General features: G+C 42.6%; 11 protein-coding genes. All 11 read right to left on the reverse strand.

Translation table 11 applies throughout. From position 1 onward, the window contains the following. Nucleotides 1–62: 62 nt before the first annotated feature. Nucleotides 63–2273 carry an anthranilate synthase gene (locus ACFE90_RS14960; RefSeq protein ID WP_375501763.1) on the reverse strand — a complete coding sequence of 737 codons (2211 nt, stop codon included), beginning with the start codon at nt 2271–2273 and terminating at the stop codon, nt 63–65. Nucleotides 2274–2642: 369 nt separating this feature from the next. Continuing rightward, nucleotides 2643–3839, reverse strand: coding sequence for a 3-dehydroquinate synthase (locus tag ACFE90_RS14965; protein ID WP_375501765.1), 1197 nt, complete (start codon nt 3837–3839; stop codon nt 2643–2645). An 8-nt stretch (nt 3840–3847) separates the two neighbouring features. After that, complete coding sequence (locus ACFE90_RS14970; protein WP_375501767.1) at nt 3848–4477, reverse strand: DsbA family oxidoreductase; 630 nt, start codon at nt 4475–4477, stop codon at nt 3848–3850. A 319-nt stretch (nt 4478–4796) separates the two neighbouring features. Beyond that, on the reverse strand, nt 4797–5936 hold the full coding sequence (gene tyrA, locus ACFE90_RS14975) for a bifunctional chorismate mutase/prephenate dehydrogenase (protein WP_375501769.1): 1140 nt from the start codon (nt 5934–5936) through the stop codon (nt 4797–4799). A gap of 3 nt (nt 5937–5939) precedes the next feature. Next, nucleotides 5940–7343 (reverse strand): glycosyltransferase family 4 protein, encoded by a 1404-nt coding sequence (locus ACFE90_RS14980; RefSeq protein WP_375501771.1) that lies wholly within the window; start codon nt 7341–7343, stop codon nt 5940–5942. Nucleotides 7344–7575: 232 nt separating this feature from the next. Then, nucleotides 7576–8754: a scytonemin biosynthesis PEP-CTERM protein ScyF gene (gene scyF / locus ACFE90_RS14985; RefSeq protein WP_375501773.1), complete on the reverse strand. Its 1179-nt coding sequence runs from the start codon at nt 8752–8754 to the stop codon at nt 7576–7578. A gap of 173 nt (nt 8755–8927) precedes the next feature. Beyond that, the gene (locus tag ACFE90_RS14990; RefSeq protein ID WP_375501775.1) at nt 8928–10304 is read right to left on the reverse strand and encodes a ScyD/ScyE family protein; all 1377 of its coding nucleotides are present in this window, start codon (nt 10302–10304) and stop codon (nt 8928–8930) included. A 70-nt stretch (nt 10305–10374) separates the two neighbouring features. Beyond that, on the reverse strand, nt 10375–11655 hold the full coding sequence (locus ACFE90_RS14995; RefSeq protein ID WP_375501777.1) for a ScyD/ScyE family protein: 1281 nt from the start codon (nt 11653–11655) through the stop codon (nt 10375–10377). An 89-nt stretch (nt 11656–11744) separates the two neighbouring features. Further along, nucleotides 11745–12713: a scytonemin biosynthesis cyclase/decarboxylase ScyC gene (gene scyC / locus ACFE90_RS15000; RefSeq protein ID WP_375501779.1), complete on the reverse strand. Its 969-nt coding sequence runs from the start codon at nt 12711–12713 to the stop codon at nt 11745–11747. Nucleotides 12714–12738: 25 nt separating this feature from the next. After that, nucleotides 12739–13800: a tryptophan dehydrogenase ScyB gene (gene scyB, locus ACFE90_RS15005; protein WP_375501781.1), complete on the reverse strand. Its 1062-nt coding sequence runs from the start codon at nt 13798–13800 to the stop codon at nt 12739–12741. A gap of 280 nt (nt 13801–14080) precedes the next feature. Beyond that, nucleotides 14081–15967 carry a scytonemin biosynthesis protein ScyA gene (scyA, locus tag ACFE90_RS15010; protein WP_375501783.1) on the reverse strand — a complete coding sequence of 629 codons (1887 nt, stop codon included), beginning with the start codon at nt 15965–15967 and terminating at the stop codon, nt 14081–14083. Nucleotides 15968–16561 lie beyond the last annotated feature (594 nt).

The raw sequence follows: 16561 nt of genomic DNA on the forward strand, positions 1-16561 counted from the left end.
GAGGCAGGGGGAGTAGGAAAAAATAACTAATCTCCAATGCCCAATGCCCAATGCCCAATGCCCTATTCCCTATTCCCTATTCCCAATGGCTCTTTCGTTTGCGTATATGCACGCACCACATTTTTAATGATTTCCAGACCGACTTCTCCCGCTAGAGTCATGATTGACTCTGGATGAAACTGAACGGCGGCGATGGGAAGTGTCTGATGTTCAATGCCCATAATTACCTCGTCATCAGAAATCGCTGTTACTTTGAGTTCTTTTGGCAAACGTTGTGGTAGGGCAAACAATGAGTGATATCTACCCACTGGAAAAGATTGTGGTAAATTTTTGAAGGTAACGGAATTAGAATCAGTAACAAAAATCCGTGAAGATTTACCATGTTGAGGATAGTTGAGGACTCCCAATTCTCCATCAAATGCTTCAACAATGCCTTGCAATCCCAGACAAACTCCGAAAATAGGAATTTTGCGATGAAGAAGGGCACCGACGGTCTGGGGAACCCGAAAATCACTTGGTCTACCAGGGCCAGGAGATAAAACAACTAAGTCAGGGCGTTCTGTATCGAATAAAGATTCCGAGAAACCATGACGGAGTGTGGTGACACTTGCACCAGTTTGGCGAATGTAATTGGCTAGGGTATGAACAAATGAGTCTTCATAGTCTATTAGTAAGATGCGTTTGCTATCTGCCGCACTTGGAAGGATTTTAGTTAATTTTATGGAACTGGATTCATCAATTTTTTGACTCGTTTCCTTTACACGACGAATTGTCTCAAATAAAGCAGCAGCTTTGGTAATTGTTTCTTGTTCTTCTGCTTGAGGTATGGAGTCATAAAGGACAGTAGCGCCAACTCGCACTTCGGCGATGCAGTCTTTTAATCGGATTGTCCGCAGAATTAATCCAGTATTTAAATTCCCATTGAAATTTAAATAACCAACTGCGCCACCATACCAACGTCGGGCGCTACGTTCATGCTGTTCAATAAAATCTATTGCTGCCCTTTTGGGTGCGCCGGTGACTGTAACCGCCCATGTATGCGAGAGAAAGGCATCTAAGGCATCAAATTGCGATCGCAGTGTCCCCTCAACATGATCTACTGTATGAATCAGGTGGCTGTATAATTCTATTTGACGACGACCAATCACTTGTACTGAACCAGGTTCGCAGATTCGGGATTTGTCATTGCGATCGACATCAGTACACATGGTCAACTCAGCTTCATCTTTGTGGGAGTTGAGTAACTGACGAATTTGCACCGCATCGTCAAGAGCATCTTGTCCCCGGCTAATAGTGCCACTAATGGGACAGGTTTCAACCCGCCTACCTTCAACCCGCACAAACATTTCTGGAGATGCGCCAATCAGATATTCTCCACCTAAATTAAAAATAAACCCATAAGGGCTAGGATTTATTTCTTTTAAGGTGTTAAATAATTTGCTGGGTTCATCTTCATAGCCCTCGAAAAAGTTTTGACTAGGAACTACTTCAAATAAATCGCCTCGGCGGAAATAATCGAGCGCACCCTCAACTTTTTTGGCATACTCACCTACTTTATGGTCAGCAGTTTGATTTGAGAGAAGATGTTTTCCGCGATAGTCTATAGACTCACCTGTTCGAGGAAGATCATTAGTGCTGCCATGCCCTGTTTCAAATTCATACTGTAAACGAAATGCGCGTTGCTGATAGTAGTCAACAACTATTAATTCATCAGGTAGATAAAGTACTAAATCCCGTTGATCTGTAGGACGTTCCAAACGTTGTTTAATTGGTTCAAACTGAAAAACTAAGTCATAACCAAAAGCACCATACAATCCTAAATGCTCGTCTTCTTGACTCGAAAACGTATATAGAATTTCGCGGACAACTGTAAATGCTGAAGGTTGTTTACTGCGTTCTTCTTCGGTAAATAGTTTTTTTGTAGCTTTAACAAAGCCTACAACTTTATTATTATCTAAACTAACTTTCTCAAGTTGTATTGAGTTGGATAAGCACTCTAAGAGTAATGGCAAAAGCACCCGACCGCGTTCATTCAATGCTATCAAAGTAAAAGCATTGTCTTGTGTAGTCAATTCCAATGGTGGATTGACAAATCCGATCGCCCATCTTTTGTATCTGCCTGGATATTCGTAGCTGCTCCTTAACAAACCTCCACGCTGAGAATTTAAGTGGAATAGAATGTCTTCGAGAGCAGTGTCCATCTTAACTTCTGTGATGGAGCGAGAAACAAGTACACCGCCAAGAGTTTTGTAGGAACGGGAATCAAAAATCATGGGAAAATTCTCTGGAAGAGTTATTAGTCAAAAGCTAATCATTATTGATAACTATCTTCAAATTAAAAACAAATCCAGATAATCCGATGTCAAGTTAATTCAAACTATCCAAATCTGCGTATTCTTTTTAAAAGATGTAATGAAAAACTTTTCGCTTCTTATTTAAGAATACTAGATATCAAGCAGATAAGACATTGAATAATTTTTCGATTAGATGTCAATTTATTCGCTTTTTATACTGCTTTTCTAGTATATTTCCTAATAGCCATATTTAAAAAGAACCGCCTCCCTCAAAAGTAGTATATCCTCTGATAACCTCAGCGTTACTCTGCGTTTCCCTTAGCGTTCCTCTGCGTTTAAAACTTAACCCTAAAACTCCCTCAACAGCGATATTGCTTGCCTGTACAATAACAAATTCACCTCATGAACCTCAATTCCTTTTCCAATTTGTTGTAACAGCATCAAAGTCAACTCTCCACCCAAGTGTTCGCGGAACTCAGTTAAACCCCGGAACAAACAATGAGGATGTTCTAGTTGTGATAACTTCTCAACCAGTTCTGGCACATACAATGTGAAACCCAACGCCGATAAAGTACTTAATATCCTTTGCCACTGTGAGCAATCCAGCAATCCTACCAAATAGGAATAAGTGCTATCCAAAGCGATACCGATCGCAACTGCTTCGCCATGACGCAAGCGATAATTTGTCAAATGCTCCAGCTTATGAGCCGCCCAATGTCCAAAATCCAGGGGACGAGACGAACCCATTTCAAAAGGATCGCCGCTATTGGCAATATGTTCTAGGTGCAACTGGGCGCAACGATAGATAACTTGTTGCATAATATCCATGTCTCGCTGTGCAAGGGCTGCGCTGTGAGAGTGGATATAATCAAAAAAGCTAGCATCCTTAATCAGCGCCACTTTGACTGCTTCTGCGATTCCAGAACGCCAATCGCGATCGTCTAAGGTTGTCAAAAAGGCAGAATCATTTATAACTGCATAAGGTGGCGCAAATGTGCCAAGAAAGTTCTTTTTACCAAAGGCGTTGATGCCGTTTTTTACCCCAACCCCAGAATCATTTTGTGCTAACACCGTCGTCGGAACCCGAATCAAACGAATACCCCGGTGAGCAGTTGCGGCTGCATATCCAACCAAATCCAACACAGCCCCGCCCCCGATCGCTAACACGTAACAATGGCGACACAATCCGGCTGCTTCAATCTGTTGGTGGATTTGATCTACTAAATTGTGATCGTTTTTAGCAGCTTCTCCTCCCGAAATTATCATCGGTTCGGCTGCGATCGCTACTATCTCTGCATAAAAATTGGTATACGCTACTAATTGCTTAACCAATTCCGGTTGATGTTGCAATATTCCTGCGTCTACTATCGCTACAACTTTCTTCGGCTTTGTCTCCCCATCTGCTGTAATTACTTGGGCTAAGGTGGGGTTTTTCAACTCAAATAAATTTTTGGTGAAGTAAACCTCGTAGTTAAAAGTAACCGAAACACGTTGATGAATTGGTTGCAGATTGAATTTACTTTTTTGCTTAATGTCAACTACCATGTTTTTGCTTATATATTTACAAGTGTGGCACGATTCAAAGCTTGAAGGAAAATTTCTACCGAGTGAGAACCATTTATCTTGACTTTATTATTGATGATGAAGAACGGCACGCTGTTGATGCCATTCGGCCGAGCAAATATCGATTCCGCTACGAAAGCTTTAATCGCAGCATCATCACTCAATTGCAGGCGTAATTCTCTAGAATCCATTTGGTAAGCTCTACCTATGGCAATCAAAACTTCAATATCTCCGATGTTCAAACCGTCTTCAAAATAAGCTTTATAAATGGCTTCTACGACATCGTTTTTTACCTTTGCTGGTGCAAGTGTAATCAGTCGGTGCGAAAGCTTAGTATTGACAGCCAAACGGATTTTGTCAAAATTTAGCTTGACTCCAGCCATCTCACCTGTATATTGCGTAGAATCAAACAGATATTGCAGTTCTTGGGCTTTTATGCCTTTTCTGTTTTGCATAAAGCTACGAAATTCGTACCCGTCAGCAGGAATGGTATTGTCGAGAATAAAGGGATGCCACCGGATATCTACTTCTTCTTGCCATTTTGCTAATGCATCAAACAGATGTTTTTTACCAATTCTGCACCAGGGACAAACAGGGTCGTGAAAGATGTCTATCAGCATAGTTTTTGTTACTCATACCAATTCTGTATGAAGATGCGGCAAAGTATATAAGGAACGAACCATATAGACGCAAAGCGGTGAGGGGGTCGCAGTCTTCTCTACGAGACGCTGCGCGAAGGCGGTTCCCGTCGATTGCGTTAGCGCAGCGTTAGCGACAAAGCAGCGTCAGGGCTTCCCGCAGGGTAGGGCGCAAAGGACACAAAGTAAAGAAAGAAAATTTGGCGCAGTCTCACCAATAAATGGTATCAAATGCTAATGTTTGTGTGCATCTGGGGTTTAACAAGAAAGAATTCAGGAGCAAAGAGCCAGAATTTAGAATTTAATTCTGTGCGATCGGTGGATGAATAAATGCGTTTAAGTCCCTCCCTTTCTTTACTCTGACTCCTGAATTCTGACTTCTGAATTCTTCTTTAAAATCTTGTTGGAGAGGCGTTGTATTTAAAGGCTGTACAAAAGCGTTGATTTTTTCTTCAAAAAAGCTTTGGGTATTTTCAAATTCTTGAATTAATGCGTCTCTATCTTTCCTTGCTACTAGTTTGGCCAAACGGCTGTAAGTATTAGCTAAAAAGCTAATTGCATTACACCTTTCTTCTGTAGCTAGCATAATATCAACAGATAAATTAGGATTTTGAGAAAACAAACGTTTAACGATGTCAATTTCTTGACGATAGTTAGGTGTTGACATTGTTAAGCTTTGCTCTATGTCCACTTTTACTTGTGCTAAGAAAACACCAAGACTAAATCTACAAAAATGTTGCGTTGCTTGAATAATCACCATCATTTGATCGTGTTCTTCAGGCGTGCAAACAATTAATTCTCCACCTTGACTTTTGATAAAGTCTAATAACCACTGAAATGAATCATCGTTTCGACCTGGGCACACTACCACCTTTTGTCCCAAAAACGATTTGATATTTGGCCCAAACATTGGGTGTAAACCCATGACTGGGCCAGAATGATGTTCGAGCATCGCCTGAGTTGGCTGAGTTTTTACGCTCGTGATGTCACACAAAGCTGTATTTGAGCCAAGGTATTTAGCTGCACGCTTGATAACATCAACTGTATGTTCAATAGGAACGCTTACTAATACTAATTCTGTCTGACTTAACAGTTTATCTGCGTATTCCCAATCTTCATGTTCGAGAACGCTAACATTGTGACCTACTAGCGAAAGCTGCTCTTTAAATAATCTTCCCATCCTGCCGCGTCCACCGATGATGGTAATTTGTCGGGGAGCGACATGATTTGTTGCAGATTTAGGAATCAGAGTAGCATGACAACTATTTACTAGACTTGCCCAAACAGACTCAGGAATACCAGCTTGAGCGAGTAGGGGAGCCACATCAGCCAGTTGTTCATCTAAAGAAGGAAATTCTGATGCTGCTAATAATGATATGCGATCGCTAAGTAGGGCGATCAAGCTTTGGTCAGTTTTTTTAAGCTGATCTGAATTTATCATTTGTCATTTGTCATTTGTCATTTGTCCTTGAGAGACTACGCGCACAAGGGACATGGTTTTAATTAGTCCGATATGATTAGTTTTTTCGCCTACAAGGGGTAAGGTATGTACCAAAAAGTCTTGATCAACAAGTGATTCCTTAGAACTCAATTCGGGCAAGAGATCCAAATTCGTTGCTTTTTTGGCGATCGCATCAGAAAATAACTCTTCATACCGATCTAGCGCTTGCTCAAAGGAATAGTTTTCTACCGCAAACTTTCTTCCTTCACGCCCTAATTTCGCTGCTAATTCCGGTTGATTATATAAATCTAATACTGCCGCTGCCAAAGCATCTGCTGACTCAGGCTCAACGATAACGCCGCCACCACTTTTCTTGATAGCTTTGGCAGCAGTCCCAGTTGCGGGAACTGAAGCGACAATTGGGCGACCACTGGCTAACAGCAGTGGTATTTTAGAAGGCATATTGAAAGAAATCACATTGCTCTTTTGCACAACCAACCCCAAATCTGCGGCTGCTAACATTTGTGGTAGTTTTTCTCGCGGTTGCAATGGTATAAGCAAAACATTATCTGCACCACAAGCAAGACAATGTTTTTGCAACCTTTCGAGGGCTTGAGATTCACCTGCGATCGCAAAGACAATATCATTAATATGACGCAACCGAGATGCTGCTTCTATTACTGTCTCCAAACCTTGGGTCAGAGCAATATTACCTGAATAAAGTACTACAAATTTATCATTGAGTTGATGGGTAGCTCTCCAGAAGTTATTCTCCTTCGGTAAAGGGCGGATAAAATTTAGATTCACCCAATTTGGAATGCAGGCAATTTTATTAGCCGATACACCTTTATTTATTAAATTATCTACAAAGCCATCGGCAATCACGCTAATGGTATGTGCAGTTCGGTAGGCAAATTTTTCTAAAGCTTCCAAAGCTTGAATCATCAACTTATTCTTAATTAGCCCAACACGCACAGCAGCTTCCGGGAGGATATCTTGCACATTCAGCACTACTGGACAGTTGTATAGCCAAGCTATTAAGGTTGCAGGTAAACAAACTAGTAGCGGCGGCACTGTTAAAAGAATTACATCAGGTCGTTCGCCCTTAAGCGCTTGTGGCAAACTCGTAAAAACAAAGCTCAACTCTAGCATTAGCCTGTCTATAAGATTAGGCTTGGACTTAATTCGTAGGTAACTACGCTGAATTTTGACACCATTTTTATGTTCAGTAATGTATAGCTTACCCTGATACCCATCGTAAATCTGACGCTGAGGATAGTTAGGCATACCTGTGATTACCCGCACTTGATGCCCTCGCTTCACCAGTCCTTCTGCTAGTTCAGTCATCAAAGGTGCAATACCAATTGGTTCTGGATGATAATTGTATGAATAAATCAGAATTTGCATGAACTCTTAATGTCCTGAAAGCACCTTGATAATGTTGACTTTATTAGTGTTATCCAGTTTTTATCTCCTTTGTTTCGGATTTAATAACCTGAAATTTTCGTAGAAACTTTTGTAGGGTATGTTACCGCCGAGAGTACAATATCGAATTTATTGAGATGGTGCGTTATGCCCTTGGCTAACGCACCCTAGGAAACTGTTACTCAAGCATCAGAACTCAGCACTGTTTTTGCAGTTACTTCTCTAAACTGAAGACTGGCTTTTTTTGTCCACGTTTGCGCAATGTGATGGTAGCAGCCCCAAATCCGAGCAATGCTAAACCTAATGTTGAACTAGGTTCTGGCACTTGAGTTGTGCCTTCTACGTTTAGCACTTGGACGCGACCTTGGAAGAAATCACCCACATAAAGCTTGCCATCTTTAAGGGTTGTCCCAGCTGTCCAGTTAAATCTGCCTGGTGTGAGGTCGAGGGGATTGCCAAAAGGAGGACCAGTTAATGCTGGAGGCGGAACTGGGTTGCCTGATGCATCTAGGGCTGGTTGACCGTAGGAAGTTAAGAAGTTACCGTTTTTATCAAATACCTGAACGCGGCTGTTGATAGAATCAGCTACATAAACATTCTCTTGGTCGTCCACTTCGATGCCAATTGGCTGAAGAAACTGTCCAGGTGCGCTACCTGCTGAACCAAATGCGTACAGAGGTTTACCATTTGGATCGAGTACTTGAACGCGGTTGTTATACTGGTCAGCTAGAAAGATATTTCCACTGACTGGGGAAATTCTGATACCTGCTACACCTTGAGTTTCTCCAAGTCCAGTGCCCACAGTGCCACCAATGACACCAATTTGCTTTCCGTCAGGTGTGAATTTAAGGATTCTTTCGCCGTTGAAATCACCAACGTATACGTTGCCAGTTTTGTCAAATGTTACACCAGATGGTCCAAAGAAAAGCCTATCATTTATACGAGGGGTAAAATCTCCATTTGCAAAGGATCTAATAAAGTTACCCTGAGAATCGAATTGATTGATGCGGTTGTTGTAAACATCACCTGCATACAAATCCCCTGTTACGGGATTAAAGTCTACAGTTGTTGGCTCGTCAAACTGTCCGGGCCCTGTGCCGCCAGAGCCAATTGCTCCAATATACTGACCGCTTGGACTAAATTTTTCAATTTTGTCACCGAGGTTGTAGTTAGGAGTACCATCGGGGTTAACACCGCGTCCGTTAGATATAAGGGTATTCCCTTGGTCATCCACCGCTATGCCTTGGGGAACAAACAGTTGCCCAGGGCCAAAGCCCGGTTCACCGATACTTCTGTCGTAAGTTAATGTTACAGCTTTGGCTTGCGCTGCTGTTGCCAGCACCATGAATCCAGTACCGAGAATGCCGATTGACAAATTTTTGACTAATCCCATAAGTTTGAAGTCCTGGTTGTATGAGTGTATACTCTTTCCTAGACTAATATTCGTTCCCAGTCCTAGTTCGGGAACCCTAATATTCGGGCTGCTGCCTCCTGTTTGAAATGCAACTTTCTGTGTGAGGCAGCAGCCTATTCTCTAACTATTACCTGACACCAGGTAATGAGGAATTAGACTATCTCTGCTTTGGGTAGTAACTCTTCACCCAACTTGTGTTGGCGTTTGCGCTTGGCGATCGCACCAGTTGCGCCTACACCAGCAAGTGCTAATAAGCCGATTACTGAACCAGATTCGGGGACTGTTTGTGTAACGATACCATCCACTCGAACAACCTCCCCTAGTCCTACGCCGACACCGCGATTGGTAATATAAATCTTGCCGTCAGGGCCAATATCAATTCCATCAGCCGAATCTAGCCCTTGACCTGCTGCAACGAGTGTTGTGCGAGTGCCATCAGGAGCAACTTGAATCAGAGAACCAGGTAGATTTGTAATGTCACCCCCTAACTGGGACTTATCGCTGAACTGTAAGACGAGCAAATCGCCTTTTTCATCAAAGGTTAGGTCTGTGATGTGCGTAAATCCATCCAGAAAAACTTCTGGTTTGAGATCATCGCCAATGCGGAAAATTCGTGATTGACCTTCTGGATAAGGAAAACCCGTATATTCGCCAACGTATAAAGCTCCATCAGGGCCAATTGCGCCACCTGTGGGTACTGCTTGAATTGCTACTTTTCCTCCAGGAAGCTCCTCTAATAGGCCAGGAGGTAATTGTAATCCTGGTGGTAAATCTGATTTACTAATTGTATTTTTAGGAATTGCGATCGCCTCGGACTTACTTCCGTCAAGCTTGATTTTGTAAGCAGTGTTCCCGCCTCCATCAACCACATAAGCATTATCGCCACTAATAGCCAGGTCATAGGGATTGGTAACTACATCCCCTTTATCTGGATTTTTGGTGACTTCATACTTGGCAAAGTCAAAAATACTGGTGATAGCTCCCGTGTTCAAGTCAGCTTTGTACAGTTGTGCTAGAAGCGGTGTATTCAAAACCTTATCGGGTGTTGATGGCGGGAAAGTCGCAAGTTGCTGTGGTGGGAGTACCGATTGCGAACCAAGGTTAAGTGTTGCTAGATCGCGGTTTCCTGGATAACCAGCAAAGCCAGTCAGCAGATAAGCATTCCCTTGAGAATCGAATTGTATATCTTCAATACCAGCGCCTTGGTTGCCAGTGGGTTGTTCTGCTAGAGACTCAAAGTTATTAAATATACGTTCTTTGGTGCCGTCTGGTGCAACTTTAACCAGTGAACTAGTATTACCAGCACAGATAGGCTGAAACAGGGTACTCGGAGATGGTTGGCAATTTCCGTTTCCTCCGATACCTGGCTCTGCTACGTAGAGACTGCCGTCAGGGCCAAAGCTAACACCCCGTGCATTACTGACTCCATCGACAATTGGCGTTAGTGTTGCAGCTTGTGCAGATGCTGTTCCACAAATAGCAGCAAAACAAAATGTAACAGATTTAAGAGCAAATGATTTGAGTTTCATACCTTTAGAGATTGAGAATTAAATAAGTGGAAAACTTTTTTTAAGGAACGTAGGATTGGTTTGAAACTCTTTACTTGAGTGCCACGGCTCCATTTCTGAGGAGTTTAGTAGCTCTCTTTTTGTGCAAGCAACCAACACCAAAAGCACCGATCGCTAATACGCCTAAAGCAGAATCAGGTTCAGGAACAGACTTGGTATTTTCAATTCTGAGAACTTGTCCTTGTCCTGGGCGATCGCCTCGGTTTGTGACGTATATTGCACCATCAGCACCAATAGTCAAGGCACTAGGCGACTCTAATCCATTCCCACTTAGAAGAGTTGTGCGTGTCCCATCGGCAGCTATTTTGATGACAGAACCATCAAAATCACCCTTCCAAGCTGACTGATTGGCGTACTGCAAAGCGTACAAATTGCCCTCAGTATCAAATTCCAAGTCTGTGAGTTGGGTAAAACCATCTGCATATACTGTTGGCTTACCATCAGCACCGACTCGATAGATTTTTGCCCCACCTTCAGGGAAGGGAAAACCTGTAAATTGGCTGACATAATAAGCGCCATCAGGGCCTTTGGTCACACTTGAGGGTACTGGTTGAGTTGCAAATTGCGATTGCACCACTTCAGCTTGAGATGGAACCTGTGCTGGTTCATTAGATGGTGTACCGGAGGGTGGAAAGACGGGATTAGCTAGTATGTCTTGGGGAAACGCAACTATTGTCTGCAAATTACTGCCATCAGTATTAACGCTTAAGAAGTCGTTTGCACCTGCATCAACTGCAACCAACTTCTTGCCATCTATCACGAAACCCAAGGGATTGCTACCGACATCACCACCATCAGGATTGTTGGCGAGTTCATAGTTAGCTAAATCGGCAACACTCTTCCAGGTATTGGTATTAAAGTCGGGAGCGATGATTTTACCGAGGTCGGTGTTACCTAAATTGCGATCGCGAAAGGCTGGATTAGCGCCATACCCAATTAGAACATAAGGTTTACCTTGAGCATCAAATTTGATGTCACGAGGCCCGGCGGCTCCAGTACCATCTGGTAATGCTAAGGAAGAAAGTCCTGTAAGTATGCGTTCGGTTTTACCATTCTCAATTTTGGTAACTGCCCCACTTGTGCCATAGCATAAAGAATCGCCTTGACCGCTTGCTGGTGGAACACAACCTCCACTTCCCCCTATTCCCGCCTCTGTAACATAGAGATTACCATCAGGGCTAAAGCTCAGACCTCCGGCGTTATATAGACCGTCGGCGATTACTGAAAAGGATGCAGCTGAGGCAGCTTTGATTCCAGAAAAACCTGCAACACAAAAAGTGAGAATAGTAATGGTAAGTTGTTTCAGTTTCATGTGTTGCAATACAGCTAATCGTGGGGAATTTAGGGGTGAATTTTAAACGCAGAGTAACACTGAGGGAAGCGCAGAGGCACGCTGAGGTTTTAGTTGGTAACTAGTGCTTCTGGAGTTTTTGGTAGATAGCTCATTCCTCGGTCAAATGATTTGAGGTTTCCAGCTTTGGCTTCGAGTAAACGTTTGATGTTCATGCTCTCAGCGCCAAAGTCTTCAATTTGAAGTTTGCCGTGGGTGACGGTTCCATCTGTTTTCCAGAATGTGATTCGATGCAGAATAAAACCTGAAGCTTCGGGGTCAGCGAATGCATAAGCGGTTGGGATGAGTAACGCTACAGAACGCTGATAATATTCGTAGTCTGGATAAAACTGTTCTTGTTCAAGCAAGTAGTATTTGCTCAGACTATGAACCCGCACGGAAACTTTTACTTTCTGGTTATATTCATCTTTGAATTCACCTGAATCAGAAGTAATATCACCATTTGGGCGCAGCAAATGTGCCCACTCATCTATGTTTCGTAGGTCTTTTAAGTATTCAATGCCGATTTCAATTGGGGCATCAACATAGATGGTGTCAGTATCGATAAAGTGGCTTCCTTTAGCTGCTGAGGTCAGACCAGCCTTGCGTTCCAAATTACCTTTTAGAGAACGACACTCGGAAGTATGTACCGTGTGAATTCCCTGCATAATCATCTGAGTTTGTCGTTTTGGATCGACAAAACTCAACCAATGAAAGTATACACCTTTTTCATCTGTTCCCGGCTCGATGTAGTCGGTGGGAAATAACAAAACTGGATAAACCTGAAAATATTTCTGATACTCTAATCCACAGTGCCACTCAATGCCATAAAAAAGCGGGTTTTCTAATTTTTTAACATGATAATAGAGGTTTTTGTGATAACCAGAGGCAGTGCCGAGCCAGGTATCTTCGTCAATTTGCTCTTTCATCCGGCTATAGAGCGTCCATTCGTCTAAGTTTTTTAAACTACAAAGGTACTCAAAGGCGCTCTCTGGTGAAGTAGCAATGTAAGCTGATGTTGCAAATGTATTTTTTTCCACTTTCAACTCCTTAAGATAATAATAATTAAGCTGCGATCGCTTTAGTCCTTTTTCGTTTACCGCTCTGAATCCGGTCTTCTGCTAATCGTTTAGCAGCATCATTGGTAGTAATTCCCTGCTGTTTAGAAATATCAAAAATTGCTAGTAGTGTGTCATAAATGTTATGCACTTGCTTAAAAGCTTTTTCTTCGTCATAGCCAATCATTTCGTTGTAAACGTTGATTAACCCTCCAGCATTAATTACATAATCAGGGCTGTAAAGAATCCCTTTTTTGGCAAGCATTTGACTATGTAGTTGCTCATTCTCCAATTGATTATTAGCTGCACCAGCAATAATGGAAGCTTTTAAGAAAGGAATTGTATGACTATTAAGAATTCCTCCTAAAGCGCAAGGAGCAAATATATCTACATCAAGAGAGTAAATTTCGGCGGGTTCTACAATAGTTGCGCCAAAAAGCCGTTTTGCTTCTTCCGCTTTTACTGGATCTACATCGCTAACAAAAAGCTTGACATCATGCTCATGTAAGTAGCGGCAGAGGTTTTTACCTACGTTTCCTAAGCCTTGAACTGCAACTTTCATGCCATCAAGTCTTTTGCTTTGCCAACGAGACTCTACAGCAGCTTTAATTCCTAGAAAAACTCCTAGTGATGTTATGGGAGCAGGGCCACCAGATTTTTCTGACACCCCAACAACATGTTTTGTTTCTTGACTGATTGTCCGCACATCGCCAGGGGTAATATTGACATCTTGTCCGGTAATAAAACGCCCATTCAGACTATCAACAAAACGTCCGTAAGCTCTTAACAGATCATCTGTTTTATTTTCAGGATTAGCGATAATGACTGCTTTTCCGCCACCAGCCGGGATGTTGGCACAGGCGGCTTTATATGTCATCCCACGACTCAGACGAAGTGCATCTTTTAAAGCAGCTTCTTCGTTGACATAAGGCAAGAGTCTTGTAGCTCCCATCGCTGGACCCAAGGTCGTGTCATGGATAGCAATAATCGCCTTAATTTCGGGATTTTTACCATGACAGAAGAGAACTTGTTCGTGACCCATTTCTCTAACAGTTTCAAATAGCAGCATTTTCACCTCTCGATATTGTTTAGTATTGGTTAGAGAAAGTAATTTGCATTACAAAATGTAAAAATATAGACACAAAAACACTCTCGAACATTATTATTTGGATGGAGTTAAGAAAAGACTTGGGGATCAAAAATAAAAAATTTTGAATTCCAGTTGATTAGGTGTAGTTTTTTGGCTGGAATAAAGTTTTTACCGCTTCTAAATTCATCCTTTGTCTTTTGCTGAATGCTTAAGATGTTTTAGTGTCTATAACAATTGAAAGAATTGTCAGGTTTTAAAGTTAAACCATTGGAAATGAAACTTGCTTGGCTGGATTTTTAGCCGAACTTGATTTGACTCCTTGTGCTGCTAAACCTTTATTACGTCCACCAGAGGGTGCTGGCCGATCAGCGTCAATCACTACATCGATCAGAAAAGGAGCATTTGATGCGATCGCTTGTTCTAATGCTGCTTCAATTTCTGACTCTCTGACGACTACGAGCGCTTCTGCTCCCATACCACGAGCAATCATGGCGAAGTTTGTTGGTGGAAGTGTTGCATCTGCGCCCTTTAATCCCAAGACTTTCATCCCTTGATGGCACATGTTGTAACGCGCATCGTTGAGTACAATCCAGATTGCAGGAATTTTGTATTTCACGGCTGTGCTGATTTCGTTATTCATCAGCATTGCTCCATCGCCTACAATCCCTACAGCTTTGCTATTGCTTGCAAGTGCTGCACCCAATACTCCGGTGACGGCGTGACCCATTGCGCCGACTCCGGTGCTGACTCGGTAACGATTGGCTTCGGAAAATTGGAGTAGATGAGTTGACCAAGTAAAGGAGTTACCACACTCCGCCATTACTATGGCATCGGTATTTTCAACAATTATCTTTTGAATTGCTGCCATCAATACTTCTGGGCGCACTGGATAATCTACCTCTGGTGCAGGTTCAATTGCTTTGGGTTCTGGACGAGGTAGCGGCAAAGTTGTGGAATCAGGAGCATCTGGTAATTGCTGCAATAACTCTTCCACAAAAGCTTTGATGTCAGACTGAACTCCGAAAGTTTCAACGTGTGGATAGGCTACACCTGGCACTTCGGGATCAATATCTACATGTACAAAACCTTCTTTTGGAACTAGCGCCGAACTCCAGAAAGAAGTCGGTTCACCAAGGCGGGTTCCTAATACGAGTGTGCGGAGTGGAGGTTGCTGTTCCATATAAGTCAAGACGGAAGCATGACCGCCTAAACCTGTAACACCCACAAACTGGGGATGATCTTCAGGGAAGATACCTTTACCACGGGGTGAACACATGACGGCTGCTCCGGTTTTTTCAGCGAGTTCAATGATTTCCTCTGCTGCGTCACGCGCACCAAAACCAACCCAGATAGCAAAGGGGCCAGATGATAATAACTCTACAGATTTAGCGATCGCTTGTTTTGAAGCGGTCATCGGAAACGGAGTAACATCTAGTTGAGGCAAAGATATATTCTCAACTAAACTTGCCTGCACTGCGGTGGGAATGCTCAAATGGGCGACAAATCCGCCTGGTTGCGCCATAGCCAAAGCAAGTTTGCGGAAAATCTGCGGTAGTTGAGCCGCAGATTCAATGGTGATTGCATAGTTGAATAACGCTCCTGGGGTAAAAATTCCCCCACTAGGCAATGTGTAAGTGCTGGTTTCTTGAATTGCCCAACGTCCACGTTGCGGTGCTGAGGTGCAAGCTGACAACAAAATCACCTTTGCACCTTCACCACGAGCCGCAAATAACCCGGTGAGGGCATTTGTGATCCCCGGCCCTGCTGTGGTAAAAACTACAGTGGGACGATTATTGGCAAAGTATGCTTCGGTCGCTGCAAATGCGGCTCCTGATTCATGGCGGAAGTTCAACACGTCGATACTGCTATTTGACAGCGCTCCCCAAAGGCTTGCCATCGCACCACCTGCGACACCAAAAGCGTAGCTTACTCCCAAATTTACCAACATCTGAGCGATCGCATCGGCAACTGAGAGGGTTGGGGGTGTTTCGTCGTTTAAAAAAGGCTGAATTTCCTTGTTATTCTCCGATTCATCAACCTGACGAGAAACGTCAGACGCAGATTCTACATATCTGTTTGCTGGAAATTCCTTGTATGGCTCAGTAGTGATTAGAGGAGAGTTTGAACCAGTATAGTTTTGACTCATTAGTTTCACGCAGTTACATAAATTACATAAAGGCTTTTTAGTTTACAATCACAGAGATGAAAATATTTAATACAAACGACTCTGTTGCTTTCACAGCTATGACCTAGCTTGGTCGTTGGTAGAAACGGTTAATCGCTGCTGATTGATGCTTGTGAGCGCATTACCAAAAACTTTTACCAAAAGCATACAGCAATCAATACTGTGCTTCTTGTCACCAGAATAAGGGACACAAAGACTGTTGTGCAATCAAAAATCCTTTGATGAGAATGTCAAATCTTTCGTTTTTACTATGATGACTACAGTGCTTAAGTAGGTCGGCGGGGAAAAACTAAACCATATAAAAGGCTATAAACTAGCAAATAACCTTAATTCAAGCGCTTCTCATAAACTTTACAAAACTCAATATAGTTAAGTTTAATAACGCTGCTCTAATTAACGAGCCTCTTGCAGAGGTGCATATCTGGTGATATATACTATGATAAAAGCCTATCTGCAATGAAAAATATTTTGATGAGGCTGTAAATTCTTTCGTTTTTATCGTGATTGGGACATTTCCAACTTAGTTATTCAGAAAGATTGATATATTGCGATCGC

Origin of the sequence: uncultured Nostoc sp. (assembly GCF_964245445.1) — a bacterium.
Classification (GTDB): Bacteria; Cyanobacteriota; Cyanobacteriia; order Cyanobacteriales; family Nostocaceae; genus Nostoc.